20 protein-coding genes are annotated in these 23,969 nt (G+C 73.3%); 5 read left to right on the top strand and 15 right to left on the bottom strand.

Features of this window, described 5'->3' with window-relative positions; all coding sequences use genetic code 11:
• Positions 1-76: 76 nt before the first annotated feature.
• The 10 genes from DNK56_RS23195 to DNK56_RS23150 all read right to left on the bottom strand — a co-directional run bounded on the left by DNK56_RS23195 (position 77) and on the right by DNK56_RS23150 (position 11,945).
• The gene (locus DNK56_RS23195) at positions 77-481 is read right to left on the bottom strand and encodes a cytidine deaminase (protein WP_111337749.1); all 405 of its coding nucleotides are present in this window, start codon (positions 479-481) and stop codon (positions 77-79) included.
• Positions 478-1,767: an ABC transporter permease gene (locus tag DNK56_RS23190; protein WP_111337747.1), complete on the bottom strand. Its 1,290-nt coding sequence runs from the start codon at positions 1,765-1,767 to the stop codon at positions 478-480. Before DNK56_RS23190 ends, DNK56_RS23195 begins: the two co-directional genes overlap by 4 nt.
• Positions 1,764-2,879 (bottom strand): ABC transporter permease, encoded by a 1,116-nt coding sequence (locus DNK56_RS23185; protein WP_111337745.1) that lies wholly within the window; start codon positions 2,877-2,879, stop codon positions 1,764-1,766. Before DNK56_RS23185 ends, DNK56_RS23190 begins: the two co-directional genes overlap by 4 nt.
• Positions 2,876-4,459 (bottom strand): ABC transporter ATP-binding protein, encoded by a 1,584-nt coding sequence (locus tag DNK56_RS23180; RefSeq protein ID WP_111337744.1) that lies wholly within the window; start codon positions 4,457-4,459, stop codon positions 2,876-2,878. Before DNK56_RS23180 ends, DNK56_RS23185 begins: the two co-directional genes overlap by 4 nt.
• 256 nt (positions 4,460-4,715) lie before the next feature.
• Positions 4,716-5,756: a BMP family lipoprotein gene (locus DNK56_RS23175; RefSeq protein ID WP_111337742.1), complete on the bottom strand. Its 1,041-nt coding sequence runs from the start codon at positions 5,754-5,756 to the stop codon at positions 4,716-4,718.
• A 149-nt stretch (positions 5,757-5,905) separates the two neighbouring features.
• A complete protein-coding gene (locus tag DNK56_RS23170) occupies positions 5,906-7,135 on the bottom strand; it encodes an amidohydrolase (RefSeq protein WP_111337740.1) in 1,230 nt (409 codons plus the stop codon).
• Between the two features lie 191 nt (positions 7,136-7,326).
• Complete coding sequence (locus DNK56_RS23165; RefSeq protein WP_111337739.1) at positions 7,327-8,385, bottom strand: hypothetical protein; 1,059 nt, start codon at positions 8,383-8,385, stop codon at positions 7,327-7,329.
• An 11-nt stretch (positions 8,386-8,396) separates the two neighbouring features.
• On the bottom strand, positions 8,397-9,332 hold the full coding sequence (locus tag DNK56_RS23160; protein WP_111337737.1) for an N-acetylneuraminate synthase family protein: 936 nt from the start codon (positions 9,330-9,332) through the stop codon (positions 8,397-8,399).
• A gap of 10 nt (positions 9,333-9,342) precedes the next feature.
• Positions 9,343-10,563: an acylneuraminate cytidylyltransferase gene (locus DNK56_RS23155; RefSeq protein ID WP_111339503.1), complete on the bottom strand. Its 1,221-nt coding sequence runs from the start codon at positions 10,561-10,563 to the stop codon at positions 9,343-9,345.
• 32 nt (positions 10,564-10,595) lie between these two features.
• Positions 10,596-11,945 (bottom strand): DUF6716 putative glycosyltransferase, encoded by a 1,350-nt coding sequence (locus DNK56_RS23150; RefSeq protein ID WP_111337736.1) that lies wholly within the window; start codon positions 11,943-11,945, stop codon positions 10,596-10,598.
• Between the two features lie 209 nt (positions 11,946-12,154).
• On the opposite strand from DNK56_RS23150, the gene DNK56_RS23145 reads away from it, so the two are divergent.
• The 4 genes from DNK56_RS23145 (at position 12,155) to DNK56_RS23130 (ending at position 18,117) form a co-directional block, all read left to right on the top strand.
• Positions 12,155-13,132: a glycosyltransferase family 2 protein gene (locus tag DNK56_RS23145; RefSeq protein ID WP_111339502.1), complete on the top strand. Its 978-nt coding sequence runs from the start codon at positions 12,155-12,157 to the stop codon at positions 13,130-13,132.
• Positions 13,132-14,529 carry a polysialyltransferase family glycosyltransferase gene (locus tag DNK56_RS23140; RefSeq protein WP_111337734.1) on the top strand — a complete coding sequence of 466 codons (1,398 nt, stop codon included), beginning with the start codon at positions 13,132-13,134 and terminating at the stop codon, positions 14,527-14,529. The genes DNK56_RS23145 and DNK56_RS23140 overlap by 1 nt, the downstream gene beginning before the upstream one ends.
• 17 nt (positions 14,530-14,546) lie before the next feature.
• Complete coding sequence (locus tag DNK56_RS23135) at positions 14,547-17,057, top strand: YfhO family protein (protein ID WP_111337733.1); 2,511 nt, start codon at positions 14,547-14,549, stop codon at positions 17,055-17,057.
• A gap of 133 nt (positions 17,058-17,190) precedes the next feature.
• Positions 17,191-18,117: a class I SAM-dependent methyltransferase gene (locus DNK56_RS23130; protein ID WP_111337731.1), complete on the top strand. Its 927-nt coding sequence runs from the start codon at positions 17,191-17,193 to the stop codon at positions 18,115-18,117.
• A 14-nt stretch (positions 18,118-18,131) separates the two neighbouring features.
• Here DNK56_RS23130 and leuE read toward each other — a convergent pair whose 3' ends face one another.
• Positions 18,132-18,830: a leucine efflux protein LeuE gene (leuE, locus tag DNK56_RS23125; RefSeq protein WP_111337730.1), complete on the bottom strand. Its 699-nt coding sequence runs from the start codon at positions 18,828-18,830 to the stop codon at positions 18,132-18,134.
• A 162-nt stretch (positions 18,831-18,992) separates the two neighbouring features.
• Here leuE and DNK56_RS23120 point away from each other — a divergent pair, with 162 nt between their 5' ends.
• The gene (locus tag DNK56_RS23120; RefSeq protein ID WP_111337728.1) at positions 18,993-19,940 is read left to right on the top strand and encodes a L,D-transpeptidase family protein; all 948 of its coding nucleotides are present in this window, start codon (positions 18,993-18,995) and stop codon (positions 19,938-19,940) included.
• A 204-nt stretch (positions 19,941-20,144) separates the two neighbouring features.
• On the opposite strand, the gene DNK56_RS23115 is transcribed toward DNK56_RS23120, so the two are convergent.
• The 4 genes from DNK56_RS23115 to DNK56_RS23100 form a co-directional block, all read right to left on the bottom strand.
• Positions 20,145-21,305, bottom strand: coding sequence for a hypothetical protein (locus DNK56_RS23115; RefSeq protein ID WP_111339500.1), 1,161 nt, complete (start codon positions 21,303-21,305; stop codon positions 20,145-20,147).
• Positions 21,305-22,141, bottom strand: coding sequence for an RNA polymerase sigma factor (locus tag DNK56_RS23110; protein WP_199563649.1), 837 nt, complete (start codon positions 22,139-22,141; stop codon positions 21,305-21,307). The genes DNK56_RS23115 and DNK56_RS23110 overlap by 1 nt, the downstream gene beginning before the upstream one ends.
• Before the next feature lie 305 nt (positions 22,142-22,446).
• The gene (locus DNK56_RS23105) at positions 22,447-23,016 is read right to left on the bottom strand and encodes a hypothetical protein (RefSeq protein WP_111337727.1); all 570 of its coding nucleotides are present in this window, start codon (positions 23,014-23,016) and stop codon (positions 22,447-22,449) included.
• A 137-nt stretch (positions 23,017-23,153) separates the two neighbouring features.
• Positions 23,154-23,861, bottom strand: a complete 708-nt coding sequence (locus tag DNK56_RS23100; RefSeq protein ID WP_111337725.1) for a DUF4328 domain-containing protein — start codon at positions 23,859-23,861, stop codon at positions 23,154-23,156.
• Positions 23,862-23,969: the final 108 nt, after the last annotated feature.

The following is a 23,969-nucleotide window of genomic DNA, read 5'->3' as shown; positions in this document are numbered from 1 at the left end:
AGTGGCTGACTCTACGCGCATAGAGGGAGAAAGAGCTGCCGGGTGGACCCGTTGTGCGGGTCCACCCGGCGGTGGTTCAGCCGAGGTGGGCCGGGCCGAAGGCCTGCGGCAGCATCTCGTCCAGGGTGCGGAGGCCGTCCGGGGTCTCCAGGAGCATTTCCGGGCCGCCGAACTCGTACAGCAGCTGCCTGCACCGGCCGCACGGGACCAGGATCTCGCCCGCCCCGTCCACGCAGGTGAAGTGGGTGAGCCGGCCGCCGCCGGTGGCGTGCAGCTGGGAGACCAGGCCGCACTCGGCGCACAGCCCGATCCCGTACGAGGCGTTCTCGACGTTGCAGCCGGTGATCGTGCGGCCGTCGTCGACGCGGGCGGCGACGCCGACCGGGTAGCCGGAGTAGGGGGCGTACGCGCGGGACATGGCGTCCCGCGCGGCGGCCCGCAGGGCCTCCCAGTCGGCGTCGGTGAAGGCCGCGGCGGTCACTTGCCCTGGCCCTTGCGGTAGCGCATGCCGTCCGCCTTGGGCATCCGCAACCGCTGTGCGGAGAGGGAGAGGACGAGCAGTGTGACGATGTACGGGGTGGCGCTGACGAACTCGGTGGGCACGCTGTCCGTACCGAGGTACCAGACCAGGACGACGGCCGCGACGACGGCGCTGACGACGCCCTGGGTGTAGCTCTTGCGGTAGAGCTTCCAGCCGGCGATGCCGACGAGGACCACGAACAGCAGCAGGAGCAGCGCGTGGACGGACTGGCCGCCGTTGCGCAGCTGGAGCGCGTCGGCGAAGCCGAACAGGCCCGCGCCCATGGCGAGTCCGCCGGGGCGCCAGTTGCCGAAGATCATCGCGGCGAGACCGATGTAACCGCGTCCGCCGGTCTGGCCCTCGTTGTAGATGTGCGAGGTGACCAGCGAGAGGAAGGCGCCGCCGAGTCCGGCGAGGCCGCCGGAGACGATCACCGCGGCGTACTTGTACAGGTAGACGTTGACGCCGAGCGATTCGGCGGCGACCGGGTTCTCGCCGCAGGAGCGCAGCCGCAGGCCGAACGCGGTCTTCCACAGGACGAAGAAGGTCGCGACGAACAGGACGACGGCCAGGACCGTCAGCAGCGAGAGGTTGGTGACCAGGCCGCCGAGGATGCCCGCCAGGTCGGAGACGAAGAACCAGTGGTGCTTCTCGATGGAGTGCAGTGCGTCGGAGAGGCCGGGGATGGTCACCGAGGTGATCTCGTCGGCCGGCGGGGACTGCTTCGGGGAGCCGCCCTTGGCCGCCGCCTCGCCGCTGTTGAACCAGAGCTTGGCGAAGTAGGTGGTGAAACCGAGGGCCAGGATGTTGATCGCGATGCCGGAGATGATGTGGTCGACGCCGAAGGTGATGGTGGCGACGGCGTGCAGCAGACCACCGAGCATGCCGCCGATGACACCGGCGAGCACACCGATCCAGGGGCTGGTCTGCCAGCCGGCCCAGGCACCGAAGAAGGTGCCGAGGATCATCATGCCTTCGAGGCCGATGTTGACCACGCCGGCGCGTTCGGACCACAGGCCGCCGAGACCGGCGAGGCCGATCGGTACGGCCATGGCGAGGGCGGCGCTGATCTGGCCCGCGGACGTGACGTCCTGGGCGCCGGTGATGGCGCGTACGGCGGACAGCGCGAGCAGGACGCCCGCGATGATCAGCAGGAGTACGGGGAAGGAGAGGCGGGAACGGCCGCTCTTGCCGCCGGAGACCTTGGGGGCCGCCGGGGGCGGGGTGGAAGTCGCCGTGGCGGTCACGCCGACACCTCCTGCTGGTCGGAGTTACGGGCGGCCTGTGCGGCGAGTTCCGCGCCGACCTTGCTCTGCTGGCGCTTGAGTCCGTAGCGGCGGACGACCTCGTAGGCGATGACGACGCACAGGACGATGACGCCCTGGATCACGCCGACGATCTCCTTGTCGTACCCCTCGAACTCCAGCTTTCCGGTGCCGCGCTCCAGGAAGCCCCAGAGCAGCGCGCCGAGCGCGATGCCGATGGGGTGGTTGCGGCCCAGGAGGGCGATGGCGATGCCGGTGAAACCGATGCCGATGGGGAAGTCGCCGCTGAACTCGTGGCTGTCGTTGAGCAGCGTCGGCATGCCGATGAGGCCGGCGACGCCGCCGGAGATGAGCATCGAGGTGATGACCATGCGGCGGACGTTGACGCCGCTGGCCTCGGCGGCGGAGCCGGACTGGCCGACCGTGCGCAGGTCGAAGCCGAAGCGGGTGCGCGAGAGGGTGAACCAGTACGCGATGCCGGCGGCGACGGCGACGACGATGAAGCCCCAGATGGGCGTGGGCGTCGTCGGGAACTCGAAGAAGTGCGAGGACTCGGGCAGCGGCTTGGTGGAGATCTTGGTGCCGGCCTCGTCGAGGTGGCCGAGGCGGTTCTGCTGGAGCAGATAGCCGATGACCGCGGTCGCGATGGAGTTCAGCATGATCGTGGAGACGACCTCGCTGACGCCGCGGGTGACCTTGAGCAGACCGGCGATGCCGGCCCACATGGCGCCGACGATCATCGCGGTGAGGATGATCAGCGGGATCTGGAGGGCGCCGGGCAGGGTCAGCGCGCCGCCGAGCGCGGCGGCGAAGAAGGCGGCGAGGCGGTACTGCCCGTCGACGCCGATGTTGAAGAGGTTCATCCGGAAGCCGACGGCCACCGCGAGGCCCGCGAGGTAGTACGTCGTCGCCTTGTTCAGGATGTAGACCTGGCTGTCCGACTTCAGCCCGTAGTCGAACATGATGCCGAAGGCGTTGAACGGCTCCTTGCCGGTGGCGGCGAGCACGAGTGCCGTCACCAGGAAGGCGACCACGATCGCGAGTACGGGGGCCGCGATCCCCAGGAGCAGCCGCTCCTTGTCGATCTTCTTCATCGGTCCTCTCCCCCTTCGCGGGGGTCGGTGTCGTCGTCCGTGGCGGCGGCGGTCCCGCCCTCCTCCGGCGCTTCGAGGTGGCCGCCGGCCGCGCCCGTCATCGCCGAGCCCAGCTCCTCGGGGGTGATGGTCGCCGGGTCCGCGTCCGCGACCAGGCGGCCGCGGTACATGACGCGCAGGGTGTCGGAGAGCCCGATCAGCTCGTCCAGGTCGGCGGAGATCAGCAGCACCGCGAGGCCCTCGACGCGCGCCTCGCGGATCTGGTCCCAGATCTGCGCCTGCGCGCCGACGTCGACGCCCCGGGTGGGGTGCGCGGCGATCAGGAGCTTGGGCGCGTGGCTCATCTCGCGGCCGACGATCAGCTTCTGCTGGTTGCCGCCGGAGAGGGAGGCCGCGGTGACGTCGATGCCGGGGGTGCGTACGTCGTAGTCGCGCACGATCCGCTCGGTGTCGGTGCGGGCGGCCTTGATGTCGAGGAAGGCGCCCCTGCTGTTGGGGCGTTCCGTGACGTGGCCGAGGATGCGGTTCTCCCAGAGGGGGGCCTCCAGGAGGAGTCCGTGCCGGTGGCGGTCCTCGGGGATGACGGCCATGCCGCCCTCGCGGCGCTTGCGCGTCGGGGTGCGGGAGATGTCCGTGCCGTCCAGGGTGAGGGCGCCCTCGTCCGGGGAGCGCATGCCCATGATGGCGTCGACCAGTTCGGACTGGCCGTTGCCCTCGACGCCGGCGATGCCCAGGACCTCGCCCTTGTGGATGGTGAAGGTGATGCCGTCGAGGACGGCGCGCACGGCGCCGTCCGGGTCGGTCGCGGTGAGCCGCAGGCCGTCGACGGTGAGCATGGGGACGTCGGTGACCGTCGACTCGCGGGTCTCGGGGGACGGCAGTTCGCTGCCGACCATCAGCTCGGCGAGCTGCTTGGTCGTGGTGTTGCGGGGGTCGGCGGTGCCGACGGTGGTGCCGCGCCGGATGACGGTGATCTCGTCGGCGACCGACAGGACCTCGCCCAGCTTGTGCGAGATGAAGATGACGGTCAGGCCCTCGGCCTTGAGCTCGCGCAGGTTGTCGAAGAGGGCGTCGACCTCCTGGGGCACGAGGACGGCGGTGGGCTCGTCGAGGATCAGGGTGCGGGCGCCCCGGTAGAGGACCTTGAGGATCTCCACGCGCTGGCGGTCGGCGACGCCGAGGTCCTCGACCATGGCGTCCGGGCGGACGCCGAGGCCGTACGCGTCGGAGATCTCCTTGATCCTGGCGCGGGCCCGGTCCCCGATGCCGTACAGCTTCTCGGAGCCGAGGACGACGTTCTCCAGGACGGTGAGGTAGTCGGCGAGCATGAAGTGCTGGTGCACCATGCCGATGCCGCGGGCGATGGCGTCGCCCGGGTTGGAGAACACGGCCTGTTCGCCGTCCACCGCGATGGTGCCCTCGTCCGGCTTCTGCATGCCGTACAGGATCTTCATCAGAGTGGACTTGCCGGCGCCGTTCTCGCCGACGAGGGCGTGGACGGTGCCGCGGCGCACGGTGATGTCGATGTCGTGGTTGGCCACGACTCCGGGGAATCGCTTGGTGATACCGCGGAGCTCCACGGCGTTGGAACTGCTGGACGCGTTGATGGCGCACTCTCCTTGGCAGGAGCGGAGGGCGGGGGCGGTGGGGACGGGGAGGCGGGGGGTGGAAAACGTATCGCGCCCGGCCGGTTCCAGTCCCGACGCTACGCGCGTAGCGTCGCCGAATCGTTGGCCACCTGATCACAGGTGGCCCTCGCCCCGCCGGGGGTACGTGAATCGGGGCCCGGAACGGGCGGCCGAAGCCGCTCGCCGGGCCCCGATCTCGACGTGGGGATCAGGTCGTGGTCTTGACCTTGATGGTGCCGTCGACGATCTTCTTCTTCGCCTCGTCGAGCTGGGCCTGGATGTCCTTGAGGTGGTCACCCGTGGGGGTCAGGCTGACGCCGCCCTTGGCCAGCGAGTACGTCTGGGTGCCGGTGATCGGCTTGCCGTCCTTGACCGACTTGACCAGGTCGTAGACGCCGGAGTCGACGTTCTTGACGACCGAGGTCAGGATCGTGTCCTTGTACTTCGCCAGGGCCGGGTCCAGGGCCTGGTCGGAGTCGACGCCGATGGACCAGGCGCCCTTCTTGCCCGCGACGGCCTCGATCGAGCCGGCGCCGGAGCCGCCCGCGGCGGCGAAGATGACGTCGATGCCCTTGTCGAGCATGCCCTTGGCGGCGGCCTTGCCCGTGCCGGGGCTGCCGAAGCCGGAGAGGTCCGAGCCGGTGGACAGGTACTGGATCTGCACCGTGGCCTTGGGCTTGGTGTCCAGGACGCCCTGGCGGAAGCCGGCGGCGAACTTCTTGATCAGCGGGAGGTCCACACCGCCGATGAAGCCGACCTTGCCGTCCTTGGACTTCAGCGCCGCCGCGACACCGGCGAGGTAGGAGCCCTGCTCCTCGGTGAAGACGATGTTGTCGACGTTCTTGACGTCGGAGACCGAGTCGACCAGGCCGAAGGAGATGTTCGGGTACTTGGGCGCGATCTTGTCGACCGACTCCTTGTACGCGAAGCCGATGGCGATGACCGGGTTGTAGCCGCCCTCGGCGAGCGACTGGAGGCGCTGGTCGCGGTCGGCGGAGCTCTCGCCGGTCTTGGCGGTCAGCTCCTTGGTCTCGGCGCCGAACTCGGCCTTGGCCTTGTCCAGGCCGCGCGCGGCGGAGTCGTTGAACGAGTTGTCGCCACGGCCGCCGACGTCGTAGGCCATGCCGATCTTCATCTTGCCGTCGTCCGAGCCGGAACTCTCGTCGGACGACTCGCCACACGCGGTGGCGGTGAGCGCGAGGGCCGCGGTGACGGCGATCGCGGCGCTGATCTTGGATACCCGGCGCAAGGGAAGGCTCCTTCAAACCTGACCGAAGCGCCTCTTCCGGCGCTGGTTTCGCGGCGATCGTAACGCGCGTAGATGTCAGATAAAGCCCTGTACGGAAGCCGTTATCGGATCGTCGCGAACGAGGGGCATCCCCCGGGCGACCTGTCCGGTTACGGCTGGTTGACGTAGAGCAGCGCGGAGGCGGTGAACAGTTCGGCCGCCACCGTGATCGCCTCCTCGTCCGCGTCGAAGTTGCCGCGGTGGAGGTCGAGTCCGCGGGTGTCCCCCGGGGTACGGACCCCGAGCCGCGCCATGGCGCCCGAGACGTGCTCCAGGTACCAGGAGAAGTCCTCGCCGCCCAGGCTCTGCTCGGTGTCCTCGATGGCGTACGCGCCGCGGCGGGCGGTCATCGCGCCGGCCAGGAGGTCGATGGACGCGGCGTCGTTGACCACGGGCGGCACGCCCCGGACGTAGTCGATCACCGTCTTGGCACGGTGCAGGCCGGCGATCTCGTCGATCGCGGCGTGCACCAGGTCGGGCGCCTCGCGCCACGCGGCGAGGTCGAGGCAGCGCACGGTTCCGGACAGCTCGGCGTGCTGCGGGATGACGTTGCAGGCGTGGCCGGCCTCCAGGCGCCCCCAGGTGACCGCGAGGCCGGAGCGGGCGTCGACGCGCCGGGCCAGCAGGGCGGGCACCTCGGTGACGATCTTGGCGGCGGCGGTGACCAGGTCCGTGGTCAGGTGCGGGCGGGCGGTGTGGCCGCCGGGCCCGTCCAGGGCGAGTTCGAGGCGGTCGCAGGCGGAGGTGATCGCGCCGACCCGCAGCCCGATCCGGCCGACGTCCACCTTGGGGTCGCAGTGGACGCCGATGATGCGGCCGACGCCCTCCAGGACCCCGGACGCGATGGCGTCGGGCGCGCCGCCGGGCAGCACCTCCTCGGCCGGCTGGAAGATCAGCCGCACCGGGTTGGGCAGCAGCCCCTGCCGGTCCAGCTCGGCGAGGACGATCCCGGCGCCGAGGACGGCGGTGGTGTGGATGTCGTGCCCGCAGGCGTGGGCCCGGTCGGGCACGGTGGAGCGGTAGGGCACCCCGGTCTTGCTGTCCGGGATGGGGAGCGCGTCGATGTCGGCGCGCAGCGCGAGCATGGGCCGGGTGTCTTCCCCGGGGGTGCCGACGTCACACATGAGCCCGGTCCCGGAGGCGAGCACCTTCGGGGCGAGCCCGGCCTGCTCCAGCCGGGCCTTGAGGGCCGCGGTGGTGCGGAACTCCTGGTTGCCCAGTTCGGGGTGCATGTGCAGGTCCCTGCGGAAGGCGATCAGCTCGGCGCGCAGGGCGTCGGGCAGTGCACCGGGCAGGGTTCCGTCCTGGGACGGGCCGGCGGCGGACTCGGGGCAGATCAACTGGCTCACCTGTTGAAGGGTATGCCTCTTCCCTCCTCAACTGACCATGAAACAAGAAATCTTCAGCCACTTAGGGGATTCTTTGGCCGCGTCCCGGCGTGTGGGGCGCGGCTGTGATGGGTAAACTGCCGCGCTCGCCTCGCGCCGGCGCCGTGCTCGACCGGACGCCCCCCGCGCGTCGCGGCTCCTCCCTACGCCTCCCCCGTCACGGCGGTGACCCGCCAGGGGGCCAGCCGCTGTGCGTCGCGGGCCGTTTCGGTGACGCCGGCCAGGAAGCCCTGGGCGCGCGGCGATGCGGTTTCGCGCAGCCACTCCGGGGCGATGTCGCAGACCGCGACCTTCACCTCGGTGCCGGTCAGCGCGAGCGGCAGGGTGTGGACGACCGTCGAGGGGAAGCTCAGGACCGTGCGGCCGATGGGGCCGCGGCGGGCGATGAGTTCCAGCGGGAGGTCGGGCCGGACGATCTCCAGGCCGGTGGCCGCCTCCAGCGCGTGCAGTTTCTCGGTGGACTCGCGGCGGTGGGCGAAGTAGCGGGTGGCGCCGTGCGTACGGGCGAGGGCGCCGACCGCCTCCAGATAGCGGGCCCGGTCCACCACGCCCGTCTCGACCAGCGAGGTGCCGACCAGGTCCGCGCCCTTGGTCAGCGACGGGGGGCCGAAGCGGGACCGGGTCCAGGCGAAGGTGTTCGGGATGAGGACGACGCCCGGCGGCGGGATCACCGGCATGGCGGTGAACAGCTCGACCTCGCGCGCCGGGGACGGCGTGAAGCGGCGCCGGGCGGTGGCCGCCACCGGGGCCAGCGCCAGGTCGCGGGGGCCGCGCCCGCCGCGCCGGTGCCAGCGGACCAGCCGCTCGCCGCGGGTGAGCTGGGCGACGAACTCCATGGTGGCGGTGCCGTCGTCCACCACGGTGAGGCGGCGGGGCCGTACGAACGAGAGCAGCAGCTGTACGTACCGCGAGAACGGGTCTCCGATGACGATGTGGTCGGCGGTGCGGATGAGCCGGGTGAGGGCGCGCAGCGACTTGACGGGGGTGCCCGAGTCGCCGCGCGCCTCCTGCCAGCGCACGGTCATGCCCTCGTCGCGGGCCAGCTCCGCCATCCGGCGCAGCTGGCCGCGCGACATCGGGTCGACCGGGGGGAGGACGACGACGGTGACGTCCGTGAGGACGCGCCCGCCGCCTCCCTCGGTGACGGCCCACTCCAGGACGTTCAGGAGCTGGACCGGGCTCTCGACGAAGGCGAGGTTCACCGGCCGGCCCGTCAGACCGCGACCGGCTCGGCGGCCGGGGCCGCCGCGTCGCTCTCCGCCACGACGCCCGTGACCCGGCGGAGCTTCTTCATCGGGCCGAGCTCCGACTCGTACACCTTCTTGACGCCGTCGCCGAGGGACGCCTCGATGGTGCGGATGTCGCGGACGAGGCGGGTCAGGCCCTGCGGCTCGACGGAGGCGGCCTGGTCGGAGCCCCACATGGCGCGGTCCAGGGTGATGTGGCGCTCGACGAACGCGGCGCCGAGGGCGACGGCGGCGAGGGTGGTCTGCAGGCCCGTCTCGTGGCCGCTGTAGCCGATCGGGACGTTGGGGTACTCCTGCTGGAGGGTCTGGATGACCCGCAGGTTCAGCTCCTCGGCCTTGGCCGGGTACGTCGAGGTGGCGTGGCAGAGCAGGATGTTGTCGGAGCCGAGGACCTCGACGGCGTGCCGGATCTGGCGCGGGGTGGACATGCCGGTGGAGAGGATGACCGTGCGGCCGGTGGCGCGCAGGGCGCGCAGCAGTTCGTCGTCGGTGAGCGAGGCGGAGGCGACCTTGTGGGCGGGGACGTCGAACTTCTCCAGGAAGGCGACGGCCTCGGTGTCCCACGGGGAGGCGAACCAGTCGATGCCGCGCTCGGCGCAGTGCTCGGAGATGGCCAGGTACTCGGTCTCGCCGAACTCGACGCGGTGGCGGTAGTCGATGTAGGTCATGCGGCCCCAGGGGGTGTCGCGCTCGATGTCCCACTGGTCGCGGGGGGTGCAGATCTCCGGGGTGCGCTTCTGGAACTTGACGGCGTCGCAGCCGGCTTCGGCGGCCACGTCGATGAGGGCGAGGGCCTTGTCGAGGTCGCCGTTGTGGTTGATGCCGATCTCGCCGGTGATGTAGACGGGGTTGCCGGGTCCGGCGGTGCGGTTGCCGAGGGTGCGCAGGCGGGAGGTGCTCATGAGGTGTTCCTTACTTGGTGGGGGTCGTGTTGAGGGTGGGGCCCAGGAGCCAGGCCGCGATCTCGCGGACGGCGCCGAAGCCGCCGGGGGTGGTCGTCACGGCGCGGGCCGCCGCGCGGACCGAGTCGTGGGCGCTCGCGACGGCGACGGGCCAGCCGGCGAGCGCGAAGCAGGGGAGGTCGTTGACGTCGTTGCCGACGTACATGACGCGTTCGGGCGCCAGGGACTGCTCGTCGCACCACTGCTTGAGCGCGAGGTTCTTGCGGTCCACGCCGTGCAGTACGGGGACGCGCAGTTTGCGGGCGCGGGCGGCGACGACGGGGTTCTGCTCGGTGGACAGGATGAGCAGCGGGATGCCGGCCCGGCGCAGGGCGGCGATGCCGAGTCCGTCGCCCCGGTGCACGGCGACGGTCTCGCGGCCCTCGGAGTCGACGAGGACCCGGTCGTCGGTCTGGGTGCCGTCGAAGTCGAGGACGACGGCGTCGATGTCCTCGCGGGTGGGCAGCGGGGCCCGGTCCACGAGGGGGGCGAGCGCGCGGGCGCGGGCCAGGTCGTGCGGGTCGTCGATCTCCAGGACGCGGGCCGGGTCGGTGCGCACCAGCGCGGTGTGGCCGAAGAAGCGGTGGCGGTGGGTGCGGAATCCGGCGGCGTCCATGGCGTAGGCGGCGCCGGTCTCCAGCAGGTCCTCGGGGCGGTCCTGGCGGCGCGGGCGGACCCGTTTGTCGTGGTTGACGCCGTAGTTGTGGTCCTCCAGGGCGGTGCCGTCGCGCCACAGGAAGCCGTGGAAGGGGGCGACGGTGACGGCGGTGTCGGCGCCTTCGCGGGCGACGGCCGCGGCGACCCCGTCGATGTCCTCGCGGGCGAGGAAGGGGCTGGTGCACTGGACGAGCAGGACGACGTCCGCGGTGCGGCCGCTCATGGCCTCGTAGGCGTCGAGGGCGTGCAGGACGGCGGCTTCGCTGGTCGCGGTGTCGCCGGCGATGTCCTCGGGGCGCTGGACGCAGTGCAGCCGGGCGCTCTCGCCGAGGGCTTCGGCCGCGGTGCGGGCGGCCTCGGCGACGGCGGGGGCGTCGGTCGTCACGACGACGTCGGTGACCTCGCCGGACGCCAGGCAGGCGCGGACGGCGCGGGCGACGAGCGGGACGCCGCCGACCGGTGCGAGGTTCTTGGCCGGTACGCCCTTGGAGCCGCCGCGTGCGGGGATGACGGCGAGCACGGTGGGTTGCTTCATCGGTGCTCCGGTGAGTGTGGTGTCGGTGGTCTTCACAGCTCGCCCATCCGCCGGACGACCGGGGCGACGCGCTGGACGCCGTGCCGGTACGCGCCCCGGGCCGCGTCGCGGACGGCCTCGCGGACCGCGGTCCTGACCCGGCCGGCCTCGCGGGGCGCGTCGGCGCCGGGCAGCGGGTGGCCGTCGGGGCCCAGGTGGTGGCGGGCGAGGACGCCGGGGAGGTAGCCGGGGGCGGTGGCCGGGGTGTAGTAGGGCGCCGGGTCGGGAAGGCGGCCGCGGGCCAGCAGTGCGGTGACGCGGGCGCGGGCGGTGTCGTAGGCCGTGGCGTAGCCGCCGTCCGCGGCGACGCCCTGGCCGGCCAGCCAGCCGGGGTCGGGGCGGGGCCGGGCACCGGCGTCCAGGTGGTCGAAGGAGGTGAGCAGGCCGGACCCGGTGAAGTGGTGGTTGCCGAGCGCCTCGCGGACCCCGAGGTCGGTGAGGACGGCGGTGGGGATGCGGCGGTGCAGGGACTCCAGGGCGGCCGTGGAGGACACGGTGACCAGCAGGTCGGTGCGGTCCAGGACCTCGCCCATGTGCCCGTACACCAGGCGGAAGTTGGGCGGGAGGCCGCCGGGCAGCCGTTCGGCGAGCCGCTGGTAGGGGTGTTCCTCGATGTGCGTGGTGTGTTCGCCGGGCTTGGAGCGCAGTTTGAGGAGGACTTCGCGGCCGGGGTGCAGCCGGGCGTGCTCGACGAGCCTGCGCAGCAGGTAGGTGCGGTCGGCGCGGTTCTCGGGCACGGAGGGCTGGGCGGCGAACACCAGGGTGTCGCGGCCGGGTTCGGGGCGGTAGGGGTCGCCGCCGAGGAACGGGAGCGCGGCTTCGGTGACGGCCGACGCGTCGGCGCCGACGCCCTCGTACACGGCGCGGAAGCGCTGCGCGTCGTGGCGGGAGTTGGCGAGGACGACGTCGGCGCCGTGCCGGAGCAGGAGCCCGTCGGTGAGCTTCTCGTAGACGACGCCGACGTAGCCGGTGACGAGGACGGGCCGGGCGGGCAGCCGGAGTGCGGCGATGCCGTGCAGCATGGCCTGGACGGCGCCGCCGACGAGGGCGAGGACGACGACGTCGTATCCCTCGTCCCGTACGTCGCGCAGGAATTCGGTGGCGGTGACCTCGCGCACCCGGTCGCCGGAGATCCCCACGTCGCCGACCTCGGCGAGCTGGCGGGGGGTCGGCGTCGCGCGGCCGCGCAGCAGCAGTCCGCTGATCTCGACCCGCTGGGCGGGTGTCCCGGACACGGGGGCGGTGAGGCGGCGCGCGGTGAGCGCGCCCCATTTCCACCGGGTGTCGGAGTCGGCGATCACGGCTGCTCTGAGAGCGGTCGTCTTTTCGGTACGTCGTGGCACGTCTCCGAATTTAGGAAGGCATCCCGATTCGCGGCCCAACGTGACGGCAACAGCGGGTTAACAGCCTGCCGACACCTGGCGAATCAGCTGCCGAAATGGGTCTTCCCGGGCGGTTGGGCGGGCCGGTTCATTGTCCCGACATTCTTCGTTCACCTGGCGTACCCATCGGCGCCAGGGTAAATGCCGGACCGGCGCCTAGCGTGTACGGCGTGGTCAAGCTCTCCGTCATCGTGCCGTTCTACAACGTTCGGGCCTATGCCCCCGACACTCTGAGAAGTCTGCGGGCCAATGCCCGTGAGGGGGTCGAATTCATCCTCGTCGACGACTGTTCGTCCGACGGGACGCTGGACATCCTGCGGCGCGCCGAGCGCGAGCTGCCCGGTGCCGTGCTCGTCGCGCACGAGCGGAACGGCGGTCTGGCCACCGCGCGCAACACGGGCATCGACGCGGCGCGCGGCGAGTATCTGACGTTCCTGGACGGCGACGACTGGGTCGTGCCCGGTCACTACGAGCGGCTGCTGGCCTCGATCACGGCGCTGGGCTGCGACTTCGTCCGTACGGACCATGTGCAGTTCACCAACCGGGCGCGCACGGTCCACCGCGTCCCGTTCGGGCTGCGGAACACCGTGGTCAGCCCGCGCGAGGCGATCCTGCCGGCCGACCGCTCGACGCCGGTGGACTACGCGTACGCCTGGGCCGGCGCCTATCACCGCAGGCTCGCGGACTCGGGGCTGCTGCGGTTCGTGGACGGGCTGCGCACGGCGGAGGACCGGCCGTGGATCTGGCGGCTGCACCGGGAGGCCGATTCTTTCGCGGCGGTCGGACTGCCGGGGGTGTTCTACCGGCGCGGGGTCGCCTCCTCGCTGACCCAGATCGGCGACGTGCGCCAGCTCGATTTCATCCGCGCGTTCGACCGGGTACTCGCGGAAACGGCCGCGGACCCGGAGGCGGCGAAGCTGATGCCGAAGGCGGTGCGTACGTATTGCGCGGTGATGGCGCACCATTTGGAATCCATTGAAAGGTTCGAACCAGCAGTGGCCAGGAAATTGCGCTCGATGAGTGCGGCTTCTCTGCGGCGCATGCCCCAGGACATTCTCGCGGAAACGCTGAATTCGCTGGGCGAGCGCCGTGCGGACCGGCTGCGCCGGGTGCGCCGCCGTCCCGTCTCGCGGGAGGTCGCGGCCTGATGCCCGGCAGCACGTACACCGCGCCGGCCGGCCGGTCCACCACCCAGATCTTCTCGGCGTGCACGCAGTACGCCGCCGCCACGCTCGTCGCGGCCCTGCGCAGCGGCATGTTCGGGCCGCGCTCCGAGCACCGGCGCATCCTCGTCGTCAGCGACACCTCGCCCACCCCCGAGTTGGGCACCCCGCTGCACCGCAGGCCCGGTTTCGACGCCTTGGCGGCGGAGTTCGACCGGGTGTGCTCGTGGAACGACTTCATCAGCCCGTTCCACCCGGCCGGCTGGTCGCCCCGGGATCAGGACGCCCCGCTGTGGGAGCGGGCGGTGCGCAGCGCCTGGGACCTCGGGGACGCGCCCGTGGAGCTGGCCTGCGAGTCCATCCAGGCCAACCCGGCCCAGGCCCTGGCGACCGTGTTCGGGGACAGCCCGCTCCATGTGTACGCGGACGGGCTGATGAGCTACGGGCCGACCCGCAGCCGGCTCGACCAGCTCGTCGGCACCCGCATCCGCCGGCTGCTCCACCTGGACCTGGTGCCCGGTCTGAAGCCGCTGCTGCTCACGGAGTTCGGGGTGGAGCCGGAGATCGTCCCCACCGACGTGTTCCTGAAGGTGCTGGGCGAACTGACCGATCCGGTGGCCGCCGCGGTGCCGGGCGTGCCCGCGGAAGGGCCCGGCCCCGCGCTGCTGCTCGGACAGTACTTGTCCACGCTGGGCATCCTGACGCCCGGCCAGGAGGAGGAGCTGCACGCGGACATGGTGCGCGGCGTGGTCGCCCTCGGCCACACCCGGATCGTCTTCAAGCCGCATCCCAGCGCGCCCGCCCACTGGACGCGCGCCCTGGAGGAGGAGGCGGAACGGCTCGGCGCGACGCTCACCGTGGCCGACAGCCCGGTCCTGGCCGAGACGCTGTTCGAGTCGATGCGCCCGGCGCTCGTCGTCGGCTGCTTCTCCACCGCGCTGCTGACCGCCGCCTCGTTCTACGGACTGCCGGTCGCCCGCCTGGGCACCGGGCCGCTGCTGCAACAGCTCAGCCCGTACCAGAACAGCAACCGCGTCCCGGTGACCGTCGTGGACGCGCTGCTGCCCGATCTGGCGGACCCGGCCGCGGTGACCGGCTGGTCGATGCCCCCGGCCGACGAGATCGGGCGCGGGGTCGCCGGGCTCGTCGGGGCGGTCGGCTACGCGATGCAGCCGCAGCTCCAGGCCGCCATGCGCCCGGCCGCCGAGCGCTATCTGAGCGCCCATCACGACAGCGTGCGGCGCTACTTCAAGCGGCGCCGGCTGACCGCGCTCGGGCTGCCCGGAGCCATTCCCGCGCAGCTCACGTTCATTCCGCGCAACGCGACCGTCCGCCGGCTCGCGCGCCGGGCCCGTGTCCTGAAGCGGGCGGCGGCCGGCTGACCGCCGCGCCCGACGCCATGAGGAAGCTTCCGATACCGGGGCCGCCGCGTGTCCTGGCGTCCGCCCTGGCCGCCCTGCTCGCCGCCCTCACCGTCTGTGCCGGGGACGCGGTCGCCCGCAGCTACCCCTTCGGCCCGCACACCCGCAGCGTCAACGACCTGGGCAACCAGTTCGTGCCGTTCCACGCCCGGCTCCAGGACCTGCTGCACGGCCGGGCGGACGGCGGGCTGCTGCTGAACTGGCAGTCCGGCTACGGCACGGGCTTCCTGCCGGACTTCGGGACGTATCTGAGCAGCCCGTTCGCCCTGCTCGTCGGCGTCTTCCCGCACGACCGGATCGACCTGGCGGTCTACGCGGTCACCCTGGCCAAGACGGGGGCGGCGGCGGCCGCGATGACCTGGCTGCTCACCGCACTGCGCCGGGGGCGCGGCCGGAGGTGGGCGGCGGCGGTGCTGGGGGCTTCTTACGCGCTGTGCGGGTGGTCGGTGATCGAGGCCGTCTACAACCCGATGTGGCTGGACGGGCTGATCGCCTTCCCGCTGCTGTGCCTGGCCGGCGAGTGGGCGCGCACGGGGCGGCGGCCCGTCCTGGGCGTGCTGCTGGTGACGCTCGCCTGGGTGTCGAACTTCTACACCGCGTACATGGCCACGCTGGGCGCCGCGCTGGTGCTCGCTGTACGGCTGCTGCTCGACGACACGACGGGCCGGGAGCGGGTACGGGGGCTGGGGCGCGCGGTGCGCGCGGTGCTGCTCGGGGCCGGGCTCGCCGCGCCGGTCCTGGTGCCGGTGTACCTGGGGACGCGGCACGCCTATCCGGGCTGGACGCGGACGTTCGCCCCGGCGGACTGGTCCGACGTGGCGGCCCGGCTGCTGCCGGCCACGTACGGCTTCTTCACCCCGGCGGTGTTCCTGGGCACCGGGGCGCTGCTCCTGGCGGCGGCCCTGGTCTTCCACCGGGGGGTGCGGCGGACCGAGCGGCTGGTGTGGGCGGGGCTCGTGGCGGGCGTCGCGCTGTCGTTCCAGTGGGGGCCGACACATCTGCTGTGGCATGCCTTCGCGACGCCCAACGGCAGCCCGTACCGCCAGACGTTCGTGCTGTCCGGGCTGCTGGTGATCGCCGCCTGGCTGGCGGTCGCCTCCGGCTGGCCGGACCGGCGGGCCCTGCTGGGCGGGGTCGCGGTGCTGGTGCCGGTCGCCGCCGGGGCCGCCGCCGGCGAACTGGTCACCGTATGGACGTATCCGCTTCTCGCGGCGGGCCTGGCGGCCGCGGCCGGGGCTCTGGTGCTCGCCCGGCGCGGCCGGTTCGCGGTGCTGGCGGCGTTGCTGCTGATCGGGGCGCAGGCCGGGCAGGCCGCGGCGACCACCGCGTACGCGGACCGGCAGCGGCTCAACCGGCTGGACGACTACGCGCCCTGGGGTGAGCGCCAGCGGCTCCAGTCGGCGGCGGTGGCCCGCGCGGACGGCTGGCCGCGCTACCGGACCGATCCCGGCCTGGAGCAGAGCACCGCCAACGATCCGCTCCTGACCGGCGGCCAGGGCGGCGCGTACTACAGCAGCCACACCCCGGACGTGCTGACCCGCACCCTCTCCGCGCTGGGCGCGGGCTGGACGTCGAACGGGCGGGCCCTCCACGACCTGGACAATCCGGTGACCGACGCGGTGTTCGCCGTGGGCGCCCGCGTCCGCATGCCGCGCGACCCGCACCAGGGCTGGAACCTCCCCGACGACCGCCCGGTCACGGTGGTCCGCGAGGACGCGCCGCCGCTGGTGACGGTACGGCCGGCCGGTGCCGGGAAGAAGCGGTACGGGCGTTCGCCGTTCCGGAACCAGGAACAGCTGCTCGGCGCGTCCGTGTACACCGTCCCGGCGACCACGCTGCGCCGGGTGGGCGGCGGCGCCGCGCGCGACCGGGGCGCGCACGACTACGCGGTGGGGCCCGGCGGATACACCCTGGGCGCGGTCTGCCCGGCGGGCAGCGAGGTGTTCCTGTGGGCGCCGGACCTGTTCGCCCACGCCCGCCTGGGCACGGCCGCCGACGAGGTGGACTTCCGGGGCGAGCTGCCGGGGCGCCGGGCCGGGATGCGGAGCCTGGGCGAGGGGGGCGGAAGCCTGTCCGTGACGCTGCGGGTGGCCAGGGCGGGGGCGGTCCCGCACGACGCGGTCGGCTGCCTGGACCGGGACCGGCTGGCCGCCGCGGTGGCCGGCCTGAAACGGACGGGGGCGACGACGGTTTCGGTCACGGGGAGCGGGGTACGGGCCGAACTCCCGCCGCACACACGGGGGCTGGCGGTGCTCTCCGCGCCCCGGATCGCCGGCTGGAGCTGCGCGGGCCACCCGGCCGACTCGTACCTGGGCCTGGTCGCGGTGCCGGTGAGCGGCGACCGGCCGGTGCTGGACTGCTCCTACCGCCCGCCCGGCCTGAAGGCGGGTTCGCTCGCGGGGGCGGTGGCGCTGGCGGGGCTGCTCGCGGTGGGTGCGGCGGGACGGTGGGGAGGGTTGGGACGCCGGCGGCGGGGCAGGGCCGGGTGACCGGGGCGCTTCCCGGCCGGCCCGCCCCGTAACCGCGCGGCGGCGCACGGATTCCGCGCGTGGCCCGGGCGACACCGAGACTTCATCTCCGCGTGGTGGGAGCGGGACCGGGCTCCCGCGTACGTTCCCAGCCATGGCCTCCCTGCTGAACAACCGCTTGGCGAAGCGGGCCCTGCGCCCCGCCGCCGCCCTCGTCGACCGCCGCATCCAGTCGCGCGTGGAGCGCGCCGCCGCGCCCCTGCGCGGGGAACTGGCCGCGCTGCGACGGGAGTACGAGGACGAGCGGCGTGCCCGGTACGCCGTGGAACTGCTGCTGGACGGCACCGGGCGCGGCGCGCACCGCATGCCGCCGCCCGCCGAGCTGGACCGGCTGGTCGGCCAGGTGGCGGCGCTGGCCGGGGACGGGGCGGCGGCGCGCCGGAGCGTGGTGGCCGCCTACCGGACGGTGGTGGCGCTGGAGGCGCTCGGCGTGGGGCGGCTGGCCGGTTCCACGACCAATGTGTGCGGCAAGCTGGCGACCGTACCGCTGCTGGCCCCGCCGAACGGCCGCATCCTGGAGATCGGCACGCTGTACGGGCTGTTCGCCGCGGCGCTGACCCGGATGACGCACCGGGCGGGCATCGAGCCGGAGCTGACGATCGTGGACCCGCTGGCCGGTTCGCAGCTCCAGCCGGGCACCGCGCAGCCCGCCGACCCGACGGGCACTCCGGTGCGCGAGGACGTGGTGCGCGCCAACCTGGCGCTGACGGGCGGCGGCACGACGCATCACCCGCGGATCGTCCGGGGCTTCTCCAGCGCGCCGGAGGTCCGGGCCGAGGCCGGGGACCGGTCGTACGGGGTGATCGTGGTGGACGGCGACCACTCCGGGCCCGGGGTGGCCGCCGATCTGGAGTGGGTCGAGGAGATCGCGGCTCCGGGCGGTGTGGTGGTGCTCGACGACTACGGGGACGCGGCGTGGCCGGGGGTCCAGGAGGCGCTGGACGCACATCTGGCGGGCGGCGCGTCCCGGCTGCGGCTGCTGGGGCGGGTCTCCACCTCGGCGTATCTGCGGGCGGGGTGACCCGGTCCCGGCGGTCAGACGCTGCTGAGCGACAGCTTCGCGGCGAAGCCGAGGAACAGCACTCCGGCCGCCGAGGTGGCGCCCGCCGAGAGCCGCCTGCGCCGGCGGAACGCGGCGGAGAGCCGGGTGCCACCGAAGATCAGCACCGAGAGGTAGAGGAAGCTGGCGATCTGGAGCAGGGTGCCCAGGAGCAGGAAGGACAGCGCCGGGTAGGCGTATCCGGGGTCCACGAACTGCACGAAGAACGAGATCAGGAACAGGATCGCCTTCGGGTTGACCAGGCTGACCACCAGCGCCCGCCGGTACGGCCGTTCCATGGCCGCGACGGTCGGCACCGCGCCCGCCCCGTCCGCCGTGCGGTTCGCCGTCCCGTCCGTCCCGCCGGTGATCTCGGCGACCCTGCGGTGCCGTTCGCGCCACATCGCCAGGGCGGCCCGCAGCATGCCGATGGCCATCCAGGTGAGATAGCCGGCGCCCGCGTACTTGACGACGGCGAACAGCAGCGGTGTCGTCCGCAGCAGCGACGAGGCGCCGAGCGCGGACAGCGTCATCAGGACGGTGTCCCCGGTCCATACGCCGGCGGCGGCCGCGTAACCGGTCCGTATACCGCGCCGGGCGGCGACGGACAGCACGTAGAGCGAGTTCGGGCCGGGCAACAGGACGATCAGCGCGAGGCCGGCGAGATAGGTCGGAAGGTCGGTGACACCCAGCATGGAACGGAGTGTCGCACGCGTCCGCGACCCCCGGAACGCGCGGAGGTCACGCTTTCCTCTCGACCGCGGGGATTCGGCAACCGGGCGGAGCGGGAACCCGTCCCATGAGATACGCGCGCACAGGAGTCGAGGCCGCACGAGCAGAGGACGCAGGGGGTCGGGATGACAGGCACGGGCAGGACACGGCGCGGTCACGCACTGCGGGGCGGCCGGGCGACGATCGCCGTGGCCGTGGTGGCGCTGGCCGCCGTGACCGCGGGCTGCAAGGAGCAGCCGGCGGCCGGGGCCGCGTCGGCCGCCCCCTCCGCACCGGCGAGCAGCGACTCGCCCACCGTACGGCCGAGCGACGACGCCGAGCCGGGCGACGTCTCCCCGAGCCCGTCCGCGACGGCGCGGCCGGAGGAGTCGGCGCGCGCGTCGGTGCGGCCGTCCCCGGAGCCGAGCGCGACCCGCACCACCCCGGCCGCCGATCCGCAGGGCACGGTCCTGATGCGGAACGGGTCGCAGGGCGAGCAGGTGCGCGAACTGCAGGCCAGGCTCCGTCAGATAGGTCACTTCGACCGCAACCCCACCGGCTACTACGGCTCCGTCACGGCCGCGTCGGTGCGGTCCTTCCAGGCCGAGCGGGGCCTGTCGCAGACCGGCAGCACGGACACCCTCACCTGGCGGAAGCTGCTCGGGATGACGCGCCGGCCGACCGCCGCCGAGCTGAAGCCGCCGACCACCCGCCCGGTGGCGAAGCCGGACAAGCGGTGCATGACGGGGCGGGTGCTGTGCATCAGCAAGAACAGCCGGACGCTGTCCTGGATGATCGACGGCGAGGTCGTCTCGTCCATGGACGTGCGGTTCGGCTCGCAGTACACGCCGACCCGCGAGGGGACGTTCTCGGTGTTCTGGAAGTCGCGCCACCATGTGTCGTCGATCTACCACACGCCCATGCCGTACGCGATGTTCTTCAGCGGCGGCCAGGCCGTGCACTACTCGTCGGACTTCGCGGCCCGCGGGTACAACGGGGCCTCGCACGGCTGTGTGAACGTACGTGACGAGAAGAAGATCGCGGCCCTCTTCGCCCAGGTCCGCACGGGCGACAAGGTCGTCGTCTACAAGTAGTCGTTTACAAGTAGCGGGCGGGCGCGGGGCGGCCCGCCGGGGATTGGGGCGCGGACGGGACCGGGGGAACGTGCCCCGCCCGCGCCATGTGCGCCGAGCCGCAGGTACGGGGGGAACCCCGGCTCCGGCGCTGCCGATGACCAGTCGGCTCATTCCGTACAGCGTCAACCGGCCGGAAAACGTCACACCGACCGGTAGGCATGGTCAGCGGGCGTCCGCCGCGGCGGTGGGCCGGGGGGTCTCGGAGGAGGCTCCTTCGCCGGTCCGCACCGGGTCCGGGGCGATCGCCGCGGTGGAGGGGCCGAGCGATTCGGTGAACCGGATCGAGGGCAGCGGGGCCGAGGCTTCGTCGCCCTGGTCGTCGTCCCCCCGGCCGGCCGGGCCGCCGTTCTCACGGGCGCCCTGCCCGTCCTGGTCGCCGAGCATCCGGTCGCAGAACCGGTCCAGGTTGCGGGCGCCCTTGGCCAGGGCTTCGAGGCGGTCGCGGCGCTCGTCGTCGATGCGGCCGGCGCGGTAGTCGCGGCAGGCGGCGACCGTCTTGGCGTACCAGCCGGTCGCGCCGCCGTTGGAGCCGGACCTGCCGTTGCCCCGACCCGGGTCCTTGGAGCCCTTGCCGGGGTTGTCGCCGGCGGTGTCGGTGCCGGACTCCCGGCCGTCGCCGCCGGAGGGGCCGCCGCCGTCGCCGTCGCCCGTGCTGCCGGTGTCCTGTGTGCCGTCCTCGCCGTCGTGCCCGGCCCGGGGTGTGTCGTCGTCGGGGCCGGCGGTGTCGTCGCCGGTGCCGCTGCCGGGGGACGGGGCGTCCGGGGTCGGCGTTCCGGGCGGGGTGGGGGCGGTGGTCCGCCCGCCGGCGACGGCGCCGGAGCCGAGTTCCTCCGGGGAGGCGGCGGCCGAGACCGAGGTGGCGGGGGCCGGGTCGTGCCGGCCGAAGGGCACCGGCAGCACACCGGACCCGGCGGCGACGGCCACCCCTCCTATGGCGCAGCAGGCCAGCGATGCGGCGAGGCCGAAGCGCAGGGGCCGGCTCCAGCGGTACGGGCGGTGGCCGCGCGGCCTCGCGGTCCCGGTGGCGGGGGCCCGGCCCAGGTGGACGGGGGCGAGCACGGCGGTGCCGGAGTCATCGCCGTCGGCCGCGTGGGCGGTGGCCGGGCGGGGGCGGCGGGGCGCGGCGCGGAAGGCGGCCAGCGCGGCGGCCTCGCCGTGGAGTTGCCCGGCGGCGGGAAGGGCGGCGCGGGACACCGCGTCCAGGGCGGCGGCCAGGCGTTCGGCGTCCTGACGGGGACGGCCTTCGGCAAGGACGACCGGGTCGCCGCGGAGCAATTTCTCCGCCGCTTCCTTGTCAAGCCATGCGTACTGCTCGTCGGCCATCACATGTCCTTCTGCGTCCACAGACGCGAATGCGTCACACCGGCGGGAGCCACCAGGCCGGTGCGCGGGGGGCGGTCCCGGAAGGAGGCCGGCGGGGCCTCGGGGCCGGCGGGGCGGCGGGGTGCGGCACGGCACGGAGGGTCGTCCTCCGCCGCGGTGCGCGAGGCCCGCGCCTCCTCGGGCGGGCCGCCGCCCTCGGGTATCCGCACCCCGTCGCGCGGGCCGCCGTCCGGGGCCGGGCCGGGGACGGGCAGTCCCTCGGTGCCGTCCGGGCGGTCGCCCCCGCTGTCGGCCCGCAGCAGTTCGGCGAGCCGTTTCAGTCCCCGGTGGGCGGCGGTGCGGACCGCGCCGGGCCGTTTGCCGAGCGTCTGGGCGGCGCTCTTCGCGTCGAGCCCGACGACCACGCGGAGCACGACGGCCTCGGCCTGGTCCTGCGGCAGCTGGGCGATGAGCGACATGGTGCGGCCGGTCGCCAGGGCCTCCATCGCCTCGTCGGCGGTGTCGGAGACGGCCGGCTTGTCGGACAGCTCCGTCTCGTCGCCGCCGATGGCGGGCCGTCTGCCGCGCATCCGCAGATGGTCCAGGGCACGGTTGCGGGCTATCCGCGCCGCCCAGCCCCGGAATCGGTCGGCATCCCCGCTGAACCGGTCGAAGTCGCGGGCTATCTGCAGCCACGACTCGGACGCCACGTCCTCGGCGTCCGGTTCCCCCACCAGCGTTCTTATGTAGCCCAGCAGCCGCGGCTGCACAGCGCGGTACACAGTACGGAAGGCGTCCTCGTCCCCGTGCTGTGCCGCGAGCACCGCGGCAGTAAGCCCCGCGTCGTCCCCCAGCAACTACCTCAACCCTGCCCTGCTGTCTGAATCGCAGCTGGTCACCACTGCCCGCGCCACCCTGCGCGATTCAGCACGCTACGTCCTCGGCGTGCGCCGCGTCCATGACTTGTACAACCTGCAACATTCAGTCTGCTGACGACGGTGTGACAGAAAACGCACCCACGGCGCTGAGATGAATACGGGGTCGTCCTGCGGCCCCGCGGAAGACGACCGGGGCCTCTCCTGTGGGGGGTGGCGGCCCCGGTCGTCCTCGTCACTCGCGGCCCGTGAGCCGCGCGCCGCTCTCGGGCGATCGGGGGTCCGGCTCAGCCGCGTACGCGGGCCCGGCGGGCGGCCGCCGCGCGGAGCACTCGCTGGCCCTCCGCCGAGACGTCGATCACCTGGCGCAGCCCGGCGCCCGCCGGGGCGGTCTCGTCGATTCCGGCCAGCATCTCCAGGATCAGGACCTGCCGGGCCGCCTCGCCGGCCAGCAGCGGTCCGGCCCCCGAGGGGTCGCCCGCCCGGCAGCGGGCCACCGGGTCCGTCGCGGCGGGGGCGGCCGCGTCGTGGCCGAGGTGGACCTCCAGCGCCAGCACCGAACAGGCGTCGGCCCATGCCCGCAGCGCCTCACCGGCCCGGTCGGCGGGGGCGGCGGCGAGCAGCTCCCGGACGCGCCGCACGGCCTCGCCGGGGTCCGCGAGGGTGTCCAGCGCGGTGCGGGCCTCGGCGAGCCGGTCGGGCCAGAGCCGCGGATCGGCGCATCCGGCCCACAGCGGGCGCAGCGGGTCGGGGTCGGCGCCCGGCGCGGGCTGGGGCAGACAGCGTTCGAGGCAGGCGGCCGCACTGGCGGCGAGCCCCCGCTCGTCGGCCGCGGCGATCAGTTCGAGCAGGCTCATCGACATCTCCTGTCGGCCCTCCCGTACCCATGCCGGGGCACAGGAGGGCACAGCGCTTCCTGTTATCCATTCAGCGCCAACTGGCCGAAAAGCGTCACTACCACTGGCTGATTAACGCCACCGGGGCGCACGTGGCCTCAGTGCGCGCGGCCCCACTGCACACGCGGCGGAGTCTCCTGGGCGGGGAATCCGCCGGCCCTCGCGCGCAGGTCCTGCATCGCCGTCAGCCTGCGGACGAACAGGATCGCCACGACGGCCGCGGCGATGTCCAGCGCGTTCGCGGCCATGACCAGGTCGAGCCCGCGGATGATCTCGTCCCCGCTCTCCGCGCGGTCGTAGTAGCCGCCGGCGGCCCTGCCGAGAATCTGCGTCGCGACCAGCGCCGTCCACCAGGCGTTCAGCACCCCGCGCGGGGCGGCGGCCCGGCGCGCGAGGGTGTCGGCCGGGACGCTCGCGGTCCAGACGCCGGTCGCCACCCGGTACGGCAGCCAGAGGTTGGCGATGGGAACGAACCACGCGCCGATCGCCCAGCCGGGCCGCAACGAGTGGGCGTACGGGTCGAACACCTCGGCGTTGCGCCGGACCCGGCGCAGCCACACGAGGAAGACGATGCCCGTCGCCAGCAGGGCGATGCCCTGGAGGGCGCCGGCGGAGCCGTACATGTTGTCGGCGAGCGTCCAGGCCCGCTCGTCGACCGCGAGGAAGCCGTCGTCCAACCCGTCCGCGAGCAGCACGCGGCTGTGGACACCGGCGGCGATCGACAGCACGTCCGTGACGGCCACCGCACCGAGCAGTACGCACACCGCCGTGCCGAGGCCCACCGGTGAACGCAGCGTACTGGGCATGAAAAGGAACCCCCATGAGGTAGGCGATCCGGTGCCGGCATCGGCACGGCGCCGGTGCGCGCCCCCTCCCCGGACGGCGCGGCCACCGGACCGTAGTGGTCCGCAGGC

The sequence above is a fragment of the Streptomyces sp. AC1-42W genome (genome assembly GCF_003248355.1).
Taxonomy (GTDB): domain Bacteria; phylum Actinomycetota; class Actinomycetes; order Streptomycetales; family Streptomycetaceae; genus Streptomyces.
This window is presented reverse-complemented; position numbering and strand designations above follow the sequence as displayed.